We start from the raw sequence: 19,619 nt of genomic DNA, 5'->3' as shown, positions 1-19,619 counted from the left end.
GCGGCTACGGGGCGATAGATCCGTTTTGCCTTTTCAACGGAACCTCTTTCGATTTAGTCCGGAAGGGATTTGTATAACGGCAGGGTGTGATTGTCTCTTCGGATCTAAGTCGAAGAATTGCTCGCCATTATCGATACCGGATTTTAACGGTAGTATCGCCAGAAACCGGCCCCGCCTGACTCCGTTGTCGTTCTGTGTTAAGTCAGTTTCCCACATTTCTAAAAACTGGTGGCGGCTTAACGTCTGATTGCCGACACTGGGATCAGCAAGCCAGATCGTATCCTGGTTTATCCCGCGTAGGACAGTGAAGTGATCATATTTTCTGTTCTTCACATAAAGAATTACAGGAATCTTCAAGCTCTTGAGTTGGGAAAACGTGGCCGAATATCCTTGTGCCTGAAATCCGAGCGCCTGTAGCGCTTGTGCCATGTCTTCAAAAGATGCCCTGCCGTTCTGCTTGTCCATCAATTGCAGCAACTGCAACTCAGTAATAGAAAAGCCAAATGCGCCTTGAAGTAGCGTGGCCATTGATGCGGCGCCGCAGGAAAAATCGAAATCTTGCTTGGTGATGTCTCTGTCTCGCTGGCTTTTCCAATCTTGCACTCGTCGGTGGAGATACAGATGCCCGTTCGGGCCGACCAGTAGAATTTCTGCATAAGCCGTACGGCAAGCGATTGCAATAAAAATGATGAGGCAGGCTTTCAAGAATATTGTCTTTGCTGGACATTAATCTGCCGAGGCTGTTGAGGTAGTCTCTGCAGTAATTTTGATGTTGTTGGTTTTCTATGGTGGCTATAATTTTTTTTGCTTTCGCTTTATATTTTCGAAAAATTTTAATGTAAATAAAATTAATATATAAAGTGCGCTTGATATCAATGCGATAATGGAAACGCTTTGGGGGTTGAGGGAGCCGTTCCAGGCATCTTCTAATACGGCAGAAAAAAATAATAGGCCTGCTGCAATGGCTGCCAGGGTGTGGCATCGCATTTGTGGTTTTGAATTCTCCAGTCCGACTAGAAATCCCATGATGGCGGCGATCAGGTCCCCCATAGCCAATTCCCTTTCTATAAGTCCGCGTCAGCAGCGTAGCTTTTGATTGAGGCGGCACTCGCTGCTGCGTAAATACTGATTGGCTCCGAAGTTGGCGAAGGCGCCATTTGCGCGCCACACGTTTGCCCCTGCGGTGAGTCCGCCACCTGCTGCGGCACCAAGCCCTCCCGTCGTCGCGCCAATAAGGGCGCCGCTTGTCATATTCGCTACAAGAGCCCCTGTCGAGTATGGGTATTTATCTCGTGCTACGCCCACCATATATGTCCCCCCGTTTACCAGTGCTCCCAATGCCGCACCAACAATAATGGGAGATACGGCCCCTTCCGTGTCCTTCATCTCCTCTTTGGAAAGCGCTACAAGCTGGCGAAGATCAGCTGATTCGCGAAATAGTCCAAGCTCCTGTGCGTCGGTAAAATTAGACATGCTGGGTGGTGCAGCGTGAGCGGGGAGCGTAAACGCGAACGCTAACGCCAGCGACGCGAGATAACTTGCGGTTCTTGTCTTCATCGTGCTCTTCCAAAAAGTTTGAGGCAAATGATTGCTGTTTGATCACTAAGAAAACTTCTAAAATGCATATGACCAAGCGAGATTCAGGTCGGCCCCTTTTCGACCGGAAATGGCGGATATCATTGATATATTGACTATGCTTTTTGCAGTGACGCCATAGCCCACGCCGAGGAGCAGGTCGGTGCTGGTGGTGCGGAAGCCGCTTTTCTCTCCGGCGACTGAGTCGGGTTGTTTGTTTGTCCATTGCGCTCCGCCGCTGAGGCTGACTCGATCATTTGCAGCAAATGCAACGGAACCGCTGATCAGGAATAGCGATCCGGGGGTATGGCGGTTTTCTCCTTCGCCTCTTGCGGTACTCATGCTTAAAGCGGTGTTCATAGAGAACACAACTGGATCTATAGCTTTGTATGCTGCCAAGCCGATCATTGCTGATTTAAACTGACTGCTCGTATTGTGCGTTTTTTCCATGAGCGCAATTTGAGAGAAGCCTATTAAACCCGGCGACTCATCATCGTCCTTGATCTGGTAGCTGGTTCCAAACCATATGTCTGATAGACCTTTGGAAGAAGCGCTATAGACAGATTCTGCGGCTGCGGATCGCGTGTCGCTCCAAAAGGCACTAGCCCGTACGTAGAGTTCAGTGCGAGTCGTGAGGCCATATCTCAATCCCACAGTCCCAACCACTATGTCAGTGTTTTTCCGTTCTTCGCCTACGTCTGTATATACGGATACAAAAGAGGTTGGGCCGGTTTGTATGATTAAGGGGTTGCCGATTTGCAGCCCCTGATCTTCACGATTCCCGTAAGCTACCGAGGTGTCGAGCTTCCATGTTCCCGCTTCTGGGACCAGACCTTCCACATACAGCGGCCGTTCAGCTAACGTTGGGGAGCAAAACAGCGAAATCAAACTGATAATGGTACTTTTCGCGCAGACGCATAGCGTCTTATGAAAATAAGGTCTGTCATTTTTCATCGAGTTAATGCTGTCTCAATATTATTTTGTGGTAATTTTTTGGCGATTCTATCAGCCGGATTTCGTTGTGCGCGCGTTGCTCGAAAAATAGGAATCGTCCTAGTTGTCGTGGGAGAGGAGGGGGCCAACGTGTGCCGGGAATACCCAAACTGATGGTGCTAGGCCTAGGGCTTTCTCAACTTTGGGAATGGATTCGAGCGAATCGGGTGCGATATCGGAGCGCGGCAATGACACAGGACAAGCAGACTGCTGCTAGTCAGAAAGAGTCCAGTGGTGTAGCCGAATTCCGTGCGTGTGACGAACGGCTGTGTCTGCCGCTCATCAGGACTATCCAAAAATGGATATTTCGCAATGGGAAAGAGCAGCCGCTGGCTGCTGTTTCTACAGGTTGACGGCATGTTGAAGAGGGCGCTGGCCCGGCTCAGGCCAACATGCCGTCCCATATTCCAGACCGCACAGGCTTGGCTGTATTAACAGGCCCGTACTGTTAGATTAAATAAAAGGCCTGAGTCCGGTGTTGAACCGAGCTCAGGCCTTTTGACTGCGGACTGTACGATTTGGGACGTCAGTTCATAAGATGAGGGGTGTTTTTGCGCGGCCGCCTTACTTCCTGGCCGGCGCCGCCGTGATGGCGGTGGCGAATTCCTCGGTGATGCTGAAGTAGGTGTTCAGCAGGATCTGCAGGTTCTTCTTGCCAATGCCGCCTTCGGCGTTCATGTCCATCTGCAGCACGGCCTGGTTCTTGTCGTCCAGGTAGGCGCGGGTCCAGCGGTATTGCTGGTTCCAGGCGTTGATGGCCTTGAGCGTGGCCGGCTTCTTGCCGGCGTAGGTGGCGGTGGCGACCAGGTCGTAGCACTTCTCGGAGAAGTCGTTGCACAGGAATTCCAGGCGCAGGTCGGTGGCGCCGGTGTTGCTGGCATCCAGGATCAGCACCGGGCCTTCATCGCCGTCGGTCTTGCGCGTGGTGTAGCCCATGTCGTCCAGCATGCCGACGACCATGTCGACGTCGAACTCGTTGACCACGTCGGCATTGCTGGTGGCGGCCATGTCGTCGTCCATGGCGGTGGCGCCGACGGCCGGCTCGGCTTCGTCTTCATCGTCCATCATGTCCTCGTCCATGCCGGTCGCGCCCAGCAGGCCCGAGAACAGTTCGTCGGCGGGGATCTTCTTGCCGTTCAGGTCGCCCATGCCGTCGGCGAAGTGGAACTTGCCGACGATGTTGTCGCCGTCATTCTTGCCGACGTTGAACATTTCGGCCATGCCGGACATGCTGCGGATGTTGTCGGCGGCCTCGGCTTCGGCCTTGTCGGCGGGCATGCCGTCCTTCTTGATGGCGTACTGCACCATCAGGTCCTGCACCATCGGCTTGGAGATCACCAGCGTGGCGTCGATCTGCTTGATGGCCTTGACCACGATTTCCTGCGGCGTCAGGTCCTTGACGTTGGGAGGATTGGCCAGGTCCAGCGTGACGTTCAGCTTGCTTTCGCCCTTGGCGGTCTTCCAGCTGATCGGGTCGATGCTGAACGACGGATTGCCGGCCAGCAGCTTGCCGGCGTTATCCAGCAGCACCTGGAACTGTTCGTCGTTCAGGCCCTCGTCGTGGGCATCGGCCATGTATTGGCGTATCAGCTGGTTGTAGGTATCGGACAACTGCTTGACCGCGGCGCCGTCCAGCCGGGCCAGCTTGATGACGGCCTGGCCGTTGCCCAGCGGCACGTCGTTGACGTTGATGTCGCCGGTCTGATAGGCGGCCTGGATGTTGATGTTCTTGTCGTCCTCGGCCAGCTTGACGGTGTAGCTGAAGTTGTCGAGGATCACCTTGGCGTCGGCGTCCGGCTTGATCACTTCGATGCGCTTGATCTTGATGCCCGAGTCGCCGACCGACAGGCCGAACTTGCCCATGCGGCTGTCGACGTCCATGGTCAGGCCGGACATCGCCATCTTGATCGGATCGCTGCCCTTGGTGCCGTCCACCGCCAGGATGTCGGTCTTGGCATTGGCGGTGATGGCGGCCAGGCCGCGGTCGAACGTGCCGGTGATTTCCATGCCGCTGAAATCGACCGAATTGCCTTCATGCGTCACCTTCACCGGCGCGATGCGGGCGGTCGATGCCGTGCTGCCGCCAAAGCTGACCATGGCATCGGTGACCAGGGGCGAGACGTCCTTGGTCAGCTCGAACACCGGCTTGACGTTGTCCGTCTTGGCCATTTCGGTGTGGACGAAAGCCAGCTTGGGCGCGATGGCGCCGCGCGCCAGCGCGCTCTTGGGGAACGGGCCGTGCTCGATTTGGGCATCGAATTCCAACATGCCGTCCGGCATGTCGCTCAGGCTCTTGTCGCTCTTGACGAACGACACGCCGTAGCGCGCCTGCGTCGAGAACAGGCCGCGTTCGTATTTGATCTGGTCGATGCGCAGGCCGAACAAAGGCGTGATCTTGGCCAGCTTCTCGTTGGCCTCGGCCAGGCGGCGCTGCGCGCCTTCCTCGATGCGCTTGCCGGTGTACCAGGTAGCACCCACCCAGCTTCCCGCTCCCACTATGACCACGGCTAAGGTGATCGCTACGCTCTTTTTCATGTTTTGCTTTGTCGTTGATTGTCGAGTCTTGTCCCTGCGGCGCGGCGCCGTCGAGCGGCGCGGGCAATGGGACATATTCATCGGCCTGTCAGGACCCGCGGCGAGTATACCGAGGCGGGGTAGCCAGTTGCAGTGCGCGCCGTTACCGAAGATTTCAAAATGAAAGCCGGCGCCCTCGGGCGCCGGCCATATTGTCGACAACGCGTGTTTTACAGGGGATCGAGCGGGTAGATCGGCCGGCGCACATGCTTGAAGTCAAGCTGGCCGTAGTCGGAGGTGGTGACGCCCACGCCGGTGCACTCGATGATCTCGGTGGCCATCTCGGAGAAGCCGGCGCGCCAGTGGACCCGGCTCTTGAGCACCACATAGCGCTTTTGCAGCGGATCGATGCCGGCCGACAGCAGGCAATTGATGTCGAAGGGCTCCTGGTGGCGCGACACCACCACGATCTCGACCCGTCCGGTATCGATCACCACCGTCAGGCCGGTGTCATTGCGCACGCCCCGATACATGGGGCCGCGGTTCAGGTAGACACCGTCGAACACCAGCTTGACCCGGCCGGTCACCGTCAGCGGCTCGCCGGCCCGCTTGATGGCGGGCATGTCCACCTTGCCGCCCAGGGGCAGGGTGACGGTGCTGCCCACGCCCGCCGTGGCGGCCTCGCGCGCCGCCTGGGGATCGCAGATGGCGTAGAACACCACGTCGTCCAATTCCTGGCGCAGCACCTCGGCCAGCACCGCGGTGGTGTCCATGGTGCCGCCGGAGCCGGTGTTGTCGTAGTGGTCCAGCAACACCACCGGGCCTTGCTCGATGGCCTTGGCCCGGGCGATGGTGGGCGCCAGCGGCTCGGAATGGAACACCCATTTCGCCCGGTCGTTCCAGGCGCGCTCCAGCAGTTCGTCGCGGTATTGCTGCGCCTGGGCCAGGTTGGCGTCCGTACAGACCACGGCGCTAAGGCCCGCCTCGCGGATGTCGGCGTGGGGGAAACCCACGAACACCGAGGCCGCCAGAACGCCATCGGCCTCCAGCTGGCGGCAGCGCTCCTGCAGCGATTTGTTGGGATCGGCGTGGGTGCCCTGGCACATGACGTGCGGCAGCATGGGCTTGCCGCCCCAGGTCATCACGGGCTTGATCTCGCCCTTGAGCGTGCGCACGATGACGTTGGCCGCGCGCACGCCGGCCTCGCGGATGTCCACGTGCGGATAGGTATGGAAGCCGCTGATGACGGTGGCGTTGTCGACGATGTCGGCGTAGATGTTGGCGTGCATGTCCAGCGTCACCGCCACCGGCGTCTTGGGATCGATCTCGCGCAGGCGGCGCAGCAGGTCGCCCTCGGCGTCTTCCACGCCCTCGGCCACCATGGCGCCGTGCAGGTCCAGCAGGATGGCGTCGTAGCCGCCCTTGCGGACCTCGTCCAGCACCCGCTTGCACAGCAGCTCGTGGGTCTCGGCGCTGGCCGGGCCGCTGGGCCAGGATTCGGCGGCCACCGGCACCACGATCTCGGCGCCGACGCGGCGCGCCACCTCGATGTAGCCGCCCAGGCCGCTGTCGGTGTTCTCGTAGGCGCGGATGGCGCGGTCGCCGGCCAGGATTTCAGGATTGCCGCGGAAAAAGCGCGCGAGCGGGGTCGGCACGGGCGAGAAGGTGTTCGTCTCGTGCTTGATCATTGCCAGAAGCCAACGCATGGGAATTCCTGTGGTTGCCAAAGGGGAAGGGGATCGGGCCGGTCAGCGCGGGTTAGACGGCCCGGGGCGGCTGCGGCCAGGGCTGCTGGGCCGGGCGCATGCGTTCCCAGGCGCGGGCCACGCGCAGCACGCCCAGATCGTCGAAGCGCGCGCCGGCGATCTGCAGGCCGATCGGCAGGCCTGCCCGGGTATAACCGCAATTGACCGAGGCGGCCGGCTGCTCGCTCATGTTGTAGGGCAAGGTGTAGCCGATGTGGTGCATGGTCGTGGCGACCTCGTTGGTAGGCGCGGCCCACTCGGCGTTGTAGGCCACCACCGGCGCCACCGGCGACAGCACGTAGTCGTAGGGGGCGGTGGCGGCCACGGTCTTGGCGCGCACGTTCAGGGTTTCGTAGTAGCTGCGGAACACGGCCTCGCCGGATTGGCCGCCGCCGCTTTCGGCCCAGGCGCGGATGAACGGCAGGATCTTGTCGCGGCGCGCTTGCGGCAGGGCCCCCAGGTCGATGGCCGAGCGGGTGCGCCAGAAACGGTCGACGCCGTCCAGCATCTCCGGCGTCATCCACGGCTTGAGCGGCGTGACGATGGCGCCGGCCGACTCGAACAGTCGGGCCGCGGCTTCGACGGCGGCGCGGATCTCCGGGTCCAGCGGCAGGCCGCAGCCGGCTTCGAGCTGCAGGCCGATGCGCAGGCCGCGCACGTCGATATCCAGGTTGAGCCAGTCGAAGTCCTGGAACGGCAGGCTCATGTGATCGCGCGCGTCGGGCTGCGACAGCACGCCCATCATCAGCGCGGCGTCAGTGATGTCGCGGGTCATGGGGCCGGCGCAGCGGCCCATGAAGGGAGGGTCGATGGGGATGCGGCCCAGGCTGGGCTTGAGCGTGGCGATGCCGCACCAGGCGGCCGGCAGGCGCACCGAGCCGCCGATGTCGGTGCCGATGTGCAGCGGGCCGTAGCCCGCCGCCGCCGCCGCTCCGGCGCCGGCGCTGGAGCCGCCCGGGTTTTTGCTCAGGTCCCAGGGGTTGCGCGTCAGCGCATGGAAACTCGACAGTCCCGAGGACAGCATGCCGTAGTCGGGCATGGTGGTCTTGCCCAGCACTACCGCGCCGGCCTCGCGCATGCGCGCCGCCGGCGGGGCGTCGGCCGCGGCCGGCGTCAAGTCGGTGGCGGCCGTGCCCAGCGGCACCGGCACGCCGCGGGTGGCGATGTTTTCCTTGATGGTGGCGGGCACGCCGTCCAGCGAGTAGCCGCCGCAAGCCTGCGGCTCGCCCTTCATCCAGCGCGCCTCGGAAGCGCGCGCCTGCGCCAGCGCCTGGTCGGGATCGAGCGCATAGGTGGCGTGGATGTGCGGTTCCCAGCGCGCGATGTGGTCGAGCACCGAGCGGGTCGCCTCGACCGGCGACAGGGTCTTGTTACGGTAGGCGGCCAGCAGCTCCTGGGCCGAGAGTTCATGCGGTTGCGACATGGCGGATTCCGATTGCGTGGGATGCCTGGGTTGATTGGGACGCCTCAGGCGGCGGGGGCCGCCAGCCCGGCCGCCACGGGCCGGAAGTTGCGGAAGTCCCAGTCGCGCCCGGGCGCCGCGTCGATCAGGGCGCGGGTGTACTCGTGGCGGGGATCGGTCAGCACGGCCTGGGCGGCGCCGGTCTCGACGACCTTGCCGCGCTGCATGACCATGATGGTGTCGCAGATCTGCGCGGCCACGCGCAGGTCATGCGTGATGAACAGCACGCCCACGCCGGTGCGCTCGCGCACCTGCTCGAGCAGTTCCAGCACCTGCGCCTGCACCGACACGTCCAGCGCCGACACGGCTTCGTCGGCCACCAGGATCTCGGGGTCCATCACCAGCGCGCGGGCGATGCAGATGCGCTGGCGCTGGCCGCCTGAGAACTGGTGCGGGTAGCGTCGCATGGCGTCGGGGCTCAGCCCGACCACCGACAGCGTCTCGCCGGCACGTTGCAGCGCCTGCTCGCGCGGCACGCCGAAGTTGAGCAGGCCTTCGATGATGGACTCGCCCACGGTGCGGCGCGGGTTGAGCGAGCGGTAAGGATCCTGGAACACGATCTGGATGCGGCGCCGCACCGGGCGCAGGGCCGCGCCGGACAGCGTGCTGAGGTCTTCGCCGCCCATCATCATGTGGCCGGCGGTGGGTTCGATCAGGCGCACGATGCAGCGCGCCACGGTCGACTTGCCCGAGCCGGACTCGCCCACGATGCCGAGGATTTCGCCCTTGCGCAGCGTCAGGTTGACGTCTGCTGCCGCGATCACGTTGCGCGGCGCGCTGCGCGAGAACAGCGAGCGCTTGCCGCCGTAGGTGCGCCCCAGGCCCTTGACGTGCAGCACCGGCACGCCCGCGGGCGCTTCGCGGTGCAACGGCACCAGGCTGGGCACCGACGACACCAGGCGCCGCGTGTACGACTGCTTGGGTTCGGCCAGGATCTCGTCGCGGGTGCCGCTTTCGATCAGGTCGCCGCGGTTCATCACCACGATTCGGTCGGCGATCTCGGCCACCACGCCGAAGTCGTGCGTGATGAACAGCACGGCGGTCTGGTGCTTGACCTGCAGTTCCTTGATCAGCAGCAGGATCTGCTTCTGCGTGGTGACGTCCAGCGCCGTGGTCGGCTCGTCGGCGATCAGCAGCTTGGGCTCCAGGATCAGCGCCATCGCGATCACGATGCGCTGGCGCTGGCCGCCCGAGAGCTGGTGCGGATAGGCATCGTAGATGCGCTCGACGTCGGGCAGGTGCACCGAGCGGAACATGTCCAGTACCTTGGCGCGGCGTTCGGCGGCCGACATGCGGCGATGCAGGCGCAGCACTTCGTCGACCTGCTTGCCGACGGTGTGCACGGGGTTCAGCGCCGTCATGGGTTCCTGGAACACCATGGCCATGCGGGTGGCGCGCAGTTCGCGCAGGCGCCGCGGCGTGGCGTTGGCCACGTCCTCGCCTTCGACGCGGATCGAGCCCGCGCTGATGCGCAGCACGCCGGCCGGCAACAGGCCCATGACGGCCAGCGATGTGACCGACTTGCCCGAGCCGGACTCGCCGACCACGCACACGGTTTCGCCGGCGTGCACGTCCAGGCTCAGGTTGCGCACCACGCGGTTGCCGGCGCCGCCGACCTCCACCGACAGGTTGCGGATCGCCAGCACGGCGGACGAGGTATCGCCCGCGGGGGGAGTGGGAGAGTAGGTCATCGGCATCAGATCCTGCGCACCATTTTCGGATCGAGGGCGTCGCGCAGCGCGTCGCCCAGGATGTTCACGCTGAGCACGGTCAGCGACAGGAACAGCCCCGGGAACAGGATCAGGCCAGGCAGCATGCGGAAGTACATGCGGCCTTCGGACATGATGTTGCCCCAGGAGGCGATCTCGGGCGGGATGCCCGCGCCCAGGAAGCTGAGGATGGCCTCGGTCAGCATGGCCGAAGCGAACACATACGTGCCCTGCACGGTCAGCGGCGCGATGGTGCTGGGCACCATGTGGCGCCACAGCAGCAGCGGCAGCGGCGTGCCCAGCGCCAGCGCCGCTTCGACGTAGGGCTCGCCGCGAACGGTCAGGATCTGGCCGCGCACCAGGCGCACCACCCGTGGAATCTCGGGGATGGTGATGGCCACCAGCACCGTCATCAGGCTGGCACCGGTGACCGACACCAGGGCAATCGCCAACAGGATGCCGGGGATCGCCATGATGGCGTCCATGGTGCGCATGATGATGCCGTCGAGCGAGCGGAACCAGCCGGCGATGACGCCGACCACCAGCCCGATGGTGACGCTGATGACCGCCGCGCCCAGCCCCGCGATCAGCGAGACGCGCGCGCCGTAGGCCACGCGCGACCAGACGTCGCGGCCGAAGGCGTCGGTGCCGAACAGGTAATCGGTGAACGGCTGCTTCAGGCGCGCGCCGGGATTGATGGACGTCGGGTCGACCGTGCCCAGCAGCGGGGCGAACAGGGCGATGGCGACAATGATGAGCAGCACCACCAGGGCCAGCATCACCGGCCAGCTTTTGAGGCCCTGGCGGATCTGGCGCCAGGCGGTGACGTGGGGCGTGCCGCCGCCGGGAAGATCGGCGGCCGCTTGCGCGGCGGCGTCGGTTGGCGTTTGCATGGCGTGGCCTCAGTATCGGATACGGGGGTCGAACACCGTGTAGGCGCAATCGACAACCAGATTGATGAACACGTAGACGAAGGCGAAGAACAGCGTCAGGCCCTGGATCACGGGGTAGTCGCGCGCCAGCACGGCTTCGACCACCAGCCGGCCCAGGCCGGGGATGTTGAACACCGATTCGGTCACCACCACGCCGCTGATCAGCAGCGCGATGCCCAGGCCCACCACCGTGGCGATGGGCACCGCGGCATTGCGCAACGCGTGGCCCAGCAGCACGCCGGTCTCGGTCAGCCCCTTGGAGCGCGCGGTGCGGATGAAGTCCTCGCCCATCACCTCGATGACGCTGGTGCGCGTGATGCGCGCGATCAGGGCGATGTACACGGTGGACAGCGCCAGCGACGGCAGGATCAGCCGATGCAGGAACAACCAGAAGCCATTGGCCAGCGGCGTGTAGCCCTGCACGTTGAACCAGCCCAGCTTGATGGCGAAGGCCCAGATCAGCAGGTAGCCGGTGACGAACACCGGCACCGAGAAGCCCAGCACCGAAAAGCCCATGACCGCGCGGTCCAGCAGCCGGCCCTGGCGCCAGGCCGCCAGCACGCCCAGCGGGATCGCCACGATCAGCGTGAAGACCAGCGTCAACAGCGCCAGGCTCAACGACGGTTCGAGGCGCTGGCCGATGAGCTGGGTGACCGGCACGCCGGACATCAGCGAGGTGCCCAGGTCACCCTGAAGCAGCTTGCCGCCCCAGATGAAGAACTGCCTGGCCATCGGCTGGTCCAGGCCCATCGTCTGGCGGATCTGTTCGATCCGCTCGGGAGTGGCGCCGTCGCCGGCCATGATGATGGCCGGATCACCCGGGCTCAAACGCAATATCGCAAAGACCACCACCGCGACCATCACCAGAACGGGGATGGTCGCGAGGAGCCGGCGTGAGACGAATGCCAGCATGTATTTCCCCCTGAACTACTTGCCCGTCAAGGGGCTTTTTTCACATTCCAGAACGCGAACACCGGCGCATGCACCAGGCCCGAGAGCTTGGCCGTATACACGGTGGGCACCGACATCTGGCCCAGCGGCACGTACAGGCCCTCGTCGATGCCGATGCGCTGCAATTCATCGGCGATCTTCTTCTGCTCGGCCGGATCGGAGGTCAGCGCGAACTTGGTGCGCAGTTCCTCGACCTGGGGGAAGTCGGGCCAGCCGAACCAGGCGTTGTCGCCGTTGGCCGCGGCCGGGGCCGAGCGCACCGGGTCCATCACGTCGGTGGCGTACCAGTTGGTGTTGTGGATGTTCCAGCCGCCTTCGGCCGGCGCCGCCTTGGAGGCGCGGCGGGTCGCCACGCTCTGCCAGTCCATCGCCGCCAGGTTGACGTTGAAGCCGGCCTTGCGCAGGGCCTGGGCCATCACCACCGGCTGGGCCGACAGCGTGCCGACGTCGGTGGCGTGCATCACCAGGATCGGGGTGTTGTCATAGCCGGCTTCCTTCAGCAGGGCCTTGGCCTTCTCGATGTTCGAGGGCACCACCACGTCCTTGCCGATGTCCGATTCCAGCGGCGTGCCGCAGCCCCACAGCGAGGCGCAGGTCTTCCAGTACTTGGGATTGCCCACCAGCGCCTTCATCACGTCTTCCTGGCCGATGGCGTACATCGCGGCCTGGCGGATCTTCTTGTTGTTGAAGGGCGGGTACTTGAAGTTGAAGCGGTACATCGTGAAGTAGCCGACCGGGCTGAGCGACTCTTCCTTCAGGTCCTTGTTGCCTTCGATCATCGGCAGCAGGTCATAGGGGAACTGCTCGACGAAGTCGATTTCGCCGCCCAGCAGGGCGTTGGCGGTGGTCAGGGCGTCGGGCATCACATCCCATTGCACCTTGTCCACGTTCACCACCTTGCCGCCGGCCAGGCCGCTGGCGGGTTCCTTGCGCGGCACGTAGTCGGCGTTCTTGGCGTAGACGGTCTTCACGCCTGGCTTGAACTCGATGACCTTGAACGGGCCCGAGCCGGTCATGTCGGTGATCGGCTGGCCGATGGGCAGTTCGGCGATGCGCTTGGGCATCATGAACGGCGCGGTGCCGGTCGGCTTGGACAGGGCGCGCAGCGCCAGGTCCGTGGGTTCCTTCATGACGATGCGGAAGCTGTTGTCGTCGATGACTTCGATCTTGTCGGTGAATTTCAGCAGCGTGCGGCCCATGCCGTCGCCGGCGGCCCAGCGCTTGATCGACGCGACGCAGTCCTCGGCCGTGACCGGCTTGCCGTCATGCCATTTCTGGCCCGGGCGCAGCGTCATGGTGTAGGTCTTGCCGTCGGCCGAGACATCCCACTTTTCCAGCATCTGCGGCTGGATCTTGTTGTCGGCGTCGGTGGCCAGCAGGGTGTCGTAGATCATGTAGCCGTGCCACGTGGTGATGTACGCGGTGGTGGCGTGCGGATCGGTCAGGCGCAGCGGCGAATGCATCACCGCCTTGATGACGGTGTCGGCGTAGGCGCCATGGGCCATCAGCAGGGTGGCGCCGGCGAACGCGGCCGCGCGGACGAACTTGAGCATGAAATTCCCCTTTTATGCGTAGTGAGCGGCGCGGATTGCCGCTACGTCGTTGACGCGCCGCGCCCCGGGCGCGGCGTGCGAGGGTCAGTCGCTTGCGGCGCTGGAAAAAACCGGGCCGCAAGGCGCCATTCTGATGCCGGGACGCAACCGTGTCCATGGTTGTTTTGCCGCATCCATCAGCATCGATCCCGGCGCGGCGCAAACCAGGATGGCGTGGGCGATGGGGGTGAAGTCGGCGCGGAAATGCGCCGAGCTTTTCACCGCCAGGATGGCCGCGCGGCGCGGCTCGATGCCGGCGAAACGGAACATTTCCTGGTCCGCCATCTGCACCTTGTTGGACGCCACCACGATGCGCACGCCGCCGATGCGCAGGCAGGCGCTGGGGCCCAGGTCCATATGGAAGCCGCGGTAGAACGCGCCATGCGTATCGAAGCGCCCATCCGAAGTTTTCTCCACGATGAACTCGGCGTCCAGCGGTTCGTCGTCGGGAATACCCGAATGTCCACCCAATGCAATGCGGACCGATTTACCCACGCCGGCGCGGTGCGCGGCCAGCGCCGCTTCCGGATCGACGATCAATCCGATGGCGGCATCGCGCGCCTGGTGGCGGATCAGGGCGCGCAGCAGGCCCGTGGTGTCGGAACTGCCGCCGGCGCCGGGGTTGTCCTGCGCGTCGGCGATGACCACCGGCGCGTTGGCCTCGCGCGCCAGTCGCATGGCGGTGGTGACCGCGTCATCGGGTGAATACAGGGTGCCGCCAAAATCCCGTTCGGCATCGAGCACCGCGCGCGCCAGCGTGTCGGCGGCCGCGTCGGCCTCGGCCTGGGTGGCGCCGTAGGCCCATACCGCGGGCAGGCAATCGGGGAAATCCGCCGCCGGAAAACCGGTGGCCAGCGACACGCTCTGGGCGCCGCGCGCCTCGATGTCGCCCACCATCTGGTACAGGCTGCGCGCCGGCTCGATGTCGGTCGATTGCCAGCACAGCGGAATCAGGTAGGGCAACTGTCGCAGGGCCACGCAGGGACGGGGCGCGCCGGCCAGGCGCCGCGCCAGCAGCGCGGCGGCGCGCTGGCCGGTCTCGGCCATGTCGATGTGCGGATAGGTGCGGTAGCAGACCAGCGCGTCGGCGTGGCGCACCATCGCCGCTGTCATGTTGGCGTGCAGGTCCGGGCTGGCCACCACCGGCACGTCGGGGCCGACCAGCGCGCGCACGCGCTTGAGCAGTTCGCCTTCGCCGTCGTCCAGGTGCTCGGTGACCATGGCGCCGTGCAGGTCCAGGTACACGCCGTCCAGCGGCAGGGCCGCTTGCAGGCCCTGCAGGATCAGGGCGCTGATGCGTTCGAAGGCATCCTCGGTGACTGGACCGGAAGGGCTGGCCGCGGCCCACGTGGCCGGCAGCAGCGTGTGCTGTTGCATGGCCTCGATGAAGCCGGCCACGGGAATGTTGGCGCCGGCCACGGCCTGGAACATCGCCGGACCGCTGACCAGCTTCGGCCAGCCGCCGCCCTTGTCGGCAAAGTCTTCCCACGCCGCGCGCGAAGGCGCGAAGGTATTGGTTTCATGCTGAAAGCCGCCGATCCCGATGCGCATCAGGATTCCCCTTGTTGTGTGTCTTTCGGCAAAACCCCGGCCGCCTGGCGGCTCGGGGCGGTGAACGCGTCTACATGGTCACTTGGCCACCGGCATGGTGAATTCCGCGCCCTTGGCGATGCTGTCCGGCCAGCGCTGCATCACGCTCTTGTAGCGTGAGTAGAAGCGGATGCCTTCTTCGCCGTAGGCATGGTGGTCGCCGAACAGCGAACGCTTCCAGCCGCCGAACGAATGCCAGGCCATCGGCACCGGGATCGGCACGTTGATGCCGACCATGCCCACCTTGATCTGGCGGGCGAAGGCGCGCGCCACGCCGCCATCGGACGTGAAGCAGGCCACGCCGTTGCCGAATTCATGGGCGTTGATCAGCTCGACCGCGGCGGCGAAGTCGGGCACGCGCACCACGCACAGCACCGGTCCGAAGATCTCTTCGCGATAGATGTTCATCGCGGGCTTGACCTTGTCGAACAGCGTGCCGCCCAGGAAGAAGCCTTTTTCGGCGCCCGGCACCTTCAGGCCGCGGCCGTCGACCACCAGCTCCGCGCCGGCGGCGACGCCGTCCTCGATGTAGCCGATGACCTTGTTGCGGTGCTGCGCCGTGACCAGCGGGCCCATTTCGGCGTCGCCCTGCATGCCGTCCTTGACCACCAGCGCCTTGACGCGCGGGACCAGGCGTTCGATGACCTTGTCGGCCACGTCGCCCACCGCCACGGCCACCGAGATCGCCATGCAGCGTTCGCCGGCCGAGCCGTAGGCCGCGCCCATCAGCGCGTCGGTGACCTGGTCGAGGTCGGCGTCGGGCATCACCACCAGGTGGTTCTTGGCGCCGCCCAGGGCCTGCACGCGTTTGCCGCGGCGCGTGCCTTCGGCGTAGATGTATTCGGCGATGGGGGTCGAGCCGACGAACGACAGGGCCTCGACGTCGGGGTGCGCGATCAGCGCGTCCACGGCCTGCTTGTCGCCGTGCACCACGTTGAACACGCCCGGCGGCAGGCCGGCTTCGGTCAGCAGCTCGGCCAGGCGCAGCGAGGCCGAGGGATCGCGTTCGGACGGCTTGAGCACGAAGGTGTTGCCGCAGGCGATGGCCACCGGGAACATCCAGCACGGCACCATCATCGGGAAGTTGAACGGCGTGATGCCGGCCACCACGCCCAGCGCCTGGCGCATGCTCCAGTTGTCGATGCCGCCGCCGATCTGGTCGGAATACTGGCCCTTGAACAGATGAGGAATGCCGCAGGCGAATTCGACGATCTCGATGCCGCGCATCACTTCGCCCTTGGCGTCCGAGAACACCTTGCCGTGCTCGCGCGTGATCAGTTCGGCCAGCTCGTCCTGGTGCTTGTCCAGCAGCGCCTTGAAGTTGAACAGCACCCGGGCGCGCTTGAGCGCGGGGGTTTCCGACCAGGCCGGAAAGGCGGCCTTGGCCGCGGCCACGGCCAGCGCCACTTCGTCGGTGGAAGCCAGCGGCACGGAAGTGATGATCTCGCCGGTGGCCGGGTTGAAACCGTCGGCGTAGCGGTTGCTGCGGCCATCGTAGGGCTGGCCGTTGATGTAGTGCGAGAGGTTCTTCTTCATGGGAAAGCTCGGAGCGGGGTTCTTTGAAAACGCCGGAGGGCGGCCCGGGGCCGCCCGCCGTTGTGTGCGATGCGCGGCGCCTGCGCCGCGCCGGGGGGTTACGCGACTTCCTTGAGCACCTTGCCGATCTGCTCGAAGATCTGGCCGATCTGGGCCTCGTCGATGATCAGCGGCGGCGAGACGGCGATGATGTCGCCGGTGTAGCGCACCATCAGGCCGCTGTCGAAGCACTTCTGGAACACTTCGGCGGCGCGCGCGCCCGGCGCGCCGGCGCGCGGCGCCAGCTCGACGCCGGCTACCAGGCCCAGGTTGCGCACGTCGATCACGTGCGGCGCGCCCTTCAGGCTGTGGGCGGCCTGCTCGAAGGCGCCGGACAGCTTGCGGGCGCGGCCGAACAGGTCTTCGCGGCGGTAGATGTCCAGCGTCGCCAGGATGGCGGCGGCCGCCAGCGGGTGGGCCGAATAGGTGTAGCCGTGGAAGAACTCGATGCCGCCGGCCGGGCCGTTGACGATGGCGTCATGCACCTCGCGGCGCACCGCGACCGCGCCCGCGGGCACGGCGGCGTTGCTGACGCCCTTGGCCATGGCGATCAGGTCCGGCGTCACGCCGAAGAATTCCGACGCGGTGGCCGCGCCGAGGCGGCCGTAGGCGGTGATGACTTCGTCGAAGATCAGCAGGATGCCGTGCTTGGACGTGATCTCGCGCAGCTTTTCCAGGTAGCCCTTGGGCGGGATCAGCACTCCGGTGGAACCGGCCATCGGTTCGACGATGACGGCGGCGATGGTCGAGGCATCGTGCAGCGCGATGATGCGTTCGAGTTCGTCGGCCAACTGCGCGCCCCAGGCCGGCTGGCCCTTGGAATAGGCGTTCTGCTCCAGGTTGTGGGTGTGGGGCAGGTGGTCCACGGCGGGCAGCAGCGCGCCGGAGAAGGTCTTGCGGTTGGTCGAGATGCCGCCGACCGAGATGCCGCCGAAGCCCACGCCGTGGTAGCCGCGCTCGCGGCCGATCAGGCGGGTGCGCTGGCCTTCGCCGCGGGCGCGGTGATAGGCCAGGGCGATCTTCAGCGCGGTGTCGACCGACTCGGAACCCGAGTTGGTGAAGAACACGCGGTCCAGGCCCTGCGGCATGAAGCCGGCGACCGCCGTGGCCGCTTCGAAGGCCAGGGGGTGGCCCAGCTGGAAGCCGGGGGCGTAATCCATGGTGCCGGCCTGGCGCGAGATCGCCTCGACGATCTCCTGGCGGCCGTGGCCGGCGTTGACGCACCACAGGCCGGCGGTGCCGTCCAGCACCTGGCGGCCGTCGACCGAGGTGTAGTACATGCCCTTGGCCGACGCCAGCATGCGGGGATGCGCCTTGAACTGCTTGTTGGCGGTGAAAGGCATCCAGAGATGGGACAGGTCGGGCAACTCGGCGGGGGCGTTCATGGCGGCTCCAGGGGGAAGGACAAGCGCCGGAGCCTGCGCGCGTTTCGGGCGGGCGGCCGGCGGGATGCGATTGATTCTGGTACGTCCGGCCGCGAATGAAAATATACAATCCGTGCAAACCGGGCTAACTGTATAGTTGCAGGCATGACAACTGTACAGATAGCGTAGCGCCGTGATCGATTTCCAGCCCGTGCGGGCCCGTGGCCAGGCGCCGACCCTGGTGGACCAGGTGGTGGCGGCCGTGTTGCGCGCCATCGAAGCCCAGTCGCTGCGTCCGGGTATGTCCCTACCTTCGGTGCGCGACTTCGCGCGCCAGTACCAGGTCAGCACCTTCACCGTGGCCAGCGCCTACAGCCGCCTGGTGTCGCTGGGCTGGCTGGCGGCGCGCCCGGGCGCCGGCTATCGGGTGGCCGCGCCCGACGCGCCGCCGCGCCGGGGCGCGCCGCAATCCTGGGAGCCGCCGCGGCTGAACGCGGCCTGGCTGCTGTCGGATATCTTCGCGGACCATTCCATCCCCATCAAGTCGGGCTGCGGCTGGCTGCCGGGCGAGTGGCTCAACGAGGAAGGGTTGCACATGGCGCTGCGCCACATGGGCCGGGTGCCGGCCATGCGCATCGCCAACTACGGCCATCCCTATGGCTATGCGCCGCTGCGCGAGACCATCGCCGCCACGCTCAGCGCCCAGGGCATGGAAGTCGAAGTGTCGCAGGTGTTGCTGACCCAGGGCGTGACGCACGGCCTGGACATGGTGATCCGCACGCTGCTGCGGCCCGGCGACACCGTGCTGGTCGAGCAACCCGCCTACGCCAATCTGCTGCAGATGCTGCGCCTGGCCGGACTGCGCGTGGTGCCCGTGGCGCGCACGCTGGACGGCCTGGACTGCGAGGCGCTGGAGCAGGCCGCGTCGCAGCACCGGCCGCGCGCGCTGTTCGTCAACACCGCCTTGCAGAATCCATCTGGCGCGAGCATCAGCATGGCCAACGCCTTCCGCATCCTGCAACTGGCCGAGCGCCACGGGCTGTGGGTGGTGGAGGACGACATTTCGCGTGAGCTGGCGCCGGGCGTCACGCCCATGCTGGCGGCGCTCGATGGCGGCCGGCGGGTGGTCTACCTGGGCGGGTATTCCAAGGTCATCAGCCCGTCGGTGCGGGTCGGCTACGTGGTCGCGCACCGCGACCTGGCGCGCGATATCGCCCGCACCAAGATGGCGGTGGGCCTGACCTCGCCGGAAATCATGGAGCGTATCGTCCACCAGGTCATCCGCGAAGGACGCTACCGGGCGCACATCGAGCGCACCCGCGAGCGGCTGGCGCAGGCGCACGCCACGGTGGCCGAATTGATGGCGCAACACGGTTTCGAGATCTACGCGCAGCCCCGGGCCGGGCTGTTCCTATGGGCCAAGGTGGCAGGGCAGTGGCGCGAGCGGGGCGCCAACGGCCTGGCCGGCCTGGCATTGAAGGACGGCATCTGGCTGGCGCCGGGGTCGTACTTTGAAGCGGACGAGGCCGATACGCCCTGGGTGCGCTTCAACGTGGCGTACTCGGAAGCGCCGGCGCTGTGGCGCTTCATGCGCAACGAGGGCGCGGCCTAGCCTGC

16 protein-coding genes are annotated in these 19,619 nt (G+C 65.0%); 2 read left to right on the top strand and 14 right to left on the bottom strand.

Going from position 1 to position 19,619, the window contains the following annotated elements:
• Positions 1 to 33 precede the first annotated feature (33 nt).
• The 4 genes from DK459_RS18365 to DK459_RS30435 form a co-directional block, all read right to left on the bottom strand.
• Positions 34 to 705 carry a C39 family peptidase gene (locus DK459_RS18365; protein WP_232254262.1) on the bottom strand — a complete coding sequence of 224 codons (672 nt, stop codon included), beginning with the start codon at positions 703 to 705 and terminating at the stop codon, positions 34 to 36.
• 87 nt (positions 706 to 792) lie between these two features.
• The gene (locus DK459_RS30445) at positions 793 to 1,050 is read right to left on the bottom strand and encodes a hypothetical protein (RefSeq protein ID WP_131727228.1); all 258 of its coding nucleotides are present in this window, start codon (positions 1,048 to 1,050) and stop codon (positions 793 to 795) included.
• Positions 1,051 to 1,077: 27 nt separating this feature from the next.
• Positions 1,078 to 1,557, bottom strand: a complete 480-nt coding sequence (locus DK459_RS30440) for a hypothetical protein (RefSeq protein WP_131726752.1) — start codon at positions 1,555 to 1,557, stop codon at positions 1,078 to 1,080.
• Positions 1,558 to 1,614: 57 nt separating this feature from the next.
• A complete protein-coding gene (locus tag DK459_RS30435) occupies positions 1,615 to 2,529 on the bottom strand; it encodes a hypothetical protein (protein ID WP_131727226.1) in 915 nt (304 codons plus the stop codon).
• A 227-nt stretch (positions 2,530 to 2,756) separates the two neighbouring features.
• Here DK459_RS30435 and DK459_RS30630 point away from each other — a divergent pair, with 227 nt between their 5' ends.
• Entirely contained in the window at positions 2,757 to 2,921 is a 165-nt protein-coding gene (locus DK459_RS30630; protein ID WP_155523077.1) for a hypothetical protein, read from the top strand.
• 211 nt (positions 2,922 to 3,132) lie between these two features.
• Here DK459_RS30630 and DK459_RS18360 read toward each other — a convergent pair whose 3' ends face one another.
• The 10 genes from DK459_RS18360 to DK459_RS18315 form a co-directional block, all read right to left on the bottom strand.
• A complete protein-coding gene (locus DK459_RS18360) occupies positions 3,133 to 5,103 on the bottom strand; it encodes a DUF945 family protein (protein ID WP_058207491.1) in 1,971 nt (656 codons plus the stop codon).
• Positions 5,104 to 5,312: 209 nt separating this feature from the next.
• Positions 5,313 to 6,788 carry a M81 family metallopeptidase gene (locus tag DK459_RS18355; RefSeq protein WP_020926288.1) on the bottom strand — a complete coding sequence of 492 codons (1,476 nt, stop codon included), beginning with the start codon at positions 6,786 to 6,788 and terminating at the stop codon, positions 5,313 to 5,315.
• Positions 6,789 to 6,840: 52 nt separating this feature from the next.
• Entirely contained in the window at positions 6,841 to 8,250 is a 1,410-nt protein-coding gene (locus DK459_RS18350) for an amidase (protein WP_024070431.1), read from the bottom strand.
• 44 nt (positions 8,251 to 8,294) lie between these two features.
• Positions 8,295 to 9,980 (bottom strand): ABC transporter ATP-binding protein, encoded by a 1,686-nt coding sequence (locus DK459_RS18345; protein WP_020926290.1) that lies wholly within the window; start codon positions 9,978 to 9,980, stop codon positions 8,295 to 8,297.
• A 5-nt stretch (positions 9,981 to 9,985) separates the two neighbouring features.
• Positions 9,986 to 10,891: an ABC transporter permease gene (locus DK459_RS18340; RefSeq protein WP_006385876.1), complete on the bottom strand. Its 906-nt coding sequence runs from the start codon at positions 10,889 to 10,891 to the stop codon at positions 9,986 to 9,988.
• 9 nt (positions 10,892 to 10,900) lie between these two features.
• Positions 10,901 to 11,842: an ABC transporter permease gene (locus tag DK459_RS18335; protein ID WP_006385877.1), complete on the bottom strand. Its 942-nt coding sequence runs from the start codon at positions 11,840 to 11,842 to the stop codon at positions 10,901 to 10,903.
• 26 nt (positions 11,843 to 11,868) lie between these two features.
• Positions 11,869 to 13,434 (bottom strand): ABC transporter substrate-binding protein, encoded by a 1,566-nt coding sequence (locus DK459_RS18330; RefSeq protein ID WP_006385878.1) that lies wholly within the window; start codon positions 13,432 to 13,434, stop codon positions 11,869 to 11,871.
• A gap of 84 nt (positions 13,435 to 13,518) precedes the next feature.
• Positions 13,519 to 15,024, bottom strand: coding sequence for a M81 family metallopeptidase (locus DK459_RS18325; protein WP_110134964.1), 1,506 nt, complete (start codon positions 15,022 to 15,024; stop codon positions 13,519 to 13,521).
• A gap of 78 nt (positions 15,025 to 15,102) precedes the next feature.
• A complete protein-coding gene (locus DK459_RS18320) occupies positions 15,103 to 16,599 on the bottom strand; it encodes a CoA-acylating methylmalonate-semialdehyde dehydrogenase (protein ID WP_006385880.1) in 1,497 nt (498 codons plus the stop codon).
• Positions 16,600 to 16,697: 98 nt separating this feature from the next.
• Positions 16,698 to 18,023 (bottom strand): aspartate aminotransferase family protein, encoded by a 1,326-nt coding sequence (locus tag DK459_RS18315; protein ID WP_006385881.1) that lies wholly within the window; start codon positions 18,021 to 18,023, stop codon positions 16,698 to 16,700.
• A gap of 172 nt (positions 18,024 to 18,195) precedes the next feature.
• Between DK459_RS18315 and DK459_RS18310 the strand changes: the two genes are divergently transcribed.
• Positions 18,196 to 19,614, top strand: coding sequence for a PLP-dependent aminotransferase family protein (locus DK459_RS18310; protein WP_024070427.1), 1,419 nt, complete (start codon positions 18,196 to 18,198; stop codon positions 19,612 to 19,614).
• Positions 19,615 to 19,619: the final 5 nt, after the last annotated feature.

It is taken from the genome of Achromobacter sp. RW408, assembly GCF_003184165.1.
Classification (GTDB): Bacteria; Pseudomonadota; Gammaproteobacteria; order Burkholderiales; family Burkholderiaceae_B; genus Achromobacter; species Achromobacter xylosoxidans.
Note: the sequence above shows the minus strand (reverse complement) of the source record. Positions and strands in the feature narration are given on the sequence as shown.

What these genes read in the sequence shown, in the direction of transcription:
- DK459_RS18345 (WP_020926290.1), bottom strand. Translation starts at nt 9,980, where the DNA reads ATGACCTACTCTCCCACTCCCCCCGCGGGCGATACCTCGTCCGCCGTG.
- DK459_RS30440 (WP_131726752.1), bottom strand. Translation starts at nt 1,557, where the DNA reads ATGAAGACAAGAACCGCAAGTTATCTCGCGTCGCTGGCGTTAGCGTTC.
- DK459_RS18325 (WP_110134964.1), bottom strand. Translation starts at nt 15,024, where the DNA reads ATGCGCATCGGGATCGGCGGCTTTCAGCATGAAACCAATACCTTCGCG.
- DK459_RS18360 (WP_058207491.1), bottom strand. Translation starts at nt 5,103, where the DNA reads ATGAAAAAGAGCGTAGCGATCACCTTAGCCGTGGTCATAGTGGGAGCG.
- DK459_RS30435 (WP_131727226.1), bottom strand. Translation starts at nt 2,529, where the DNA reads ATGAAAAATGACAGACCTTATTTTCATAAGACGCTATGCGTCTGCGCG.
- DK459_RS30630 (WP_155523077.1), top strand. Translation starts at nt 2,757, where the DNA reads ATGACACAGGACAAGCAGACTGCTGCTAGTCAGAAAGAGTCCAGTGGT.
- DK459_RS18330 (WP_006385878.1), bottom strand. Translation starts at nt 13,434, where the DNA reads ATGCTCAAGTTCGTCCGCGCGGCCGCGTTCGCCGGCGCCACCCTGCTG.
- DK459_RS30445 (WP_131727228.1), bottom strand. Translation starts at nt 1,050, where the DNA reads ATGGGGGACCTGATCGCCGCCATCATGGGATTTCTAGTCGGACTGGAG.
- DK459_RS18355 (WP_020926288.1), bottom strand. Translation starts at nt 6,788, where the DNA reads ATGCGTTGGCTTCTGGCAATGATCAAGCACGAGACGAACACCTTCTCG.
- DK459_RS18320 (WP_006385880.1), bottom strand. Translation starts at nt 16,599, where the DNA reads ATGAAGAAGAACCTCTCGCACTACATCAACGGCCAGCCCTACGATGGC.
- DK459_RS18335 (WP_006385877.1), bottom strand. Translation starts at nt 11,842, where the DNA reads ATGCTGGCATTCGTCTCACGCCGGCTCCTCGCGACCATCCCCGTTCTG.
- DK459_RS18315 (WP_006385881.1), bottom strand. Translation starts at nt 18,023, where the DNA reads ATGAACGCCCCCGCCGAGTTGCCCGACCTGTCCCATCTCTGGATGCCT.
- DK459_RS18350 (WP_024070431.1), bottom strand. Translation starts at nt 8,250, where the DNA reads ATGTCGCAACCGCATGAACTCTCGGCCCAGGAGCTGCTGGCCGCCTAC.
- DK459_RS18340 (WP_006385876.1), bottom strand. Translation starts at nt 10,891, where the DNA reads ATGCAAACGCCAACCGACGCCGCCGCGCAAGCGGCCGCCGATCTTCCC.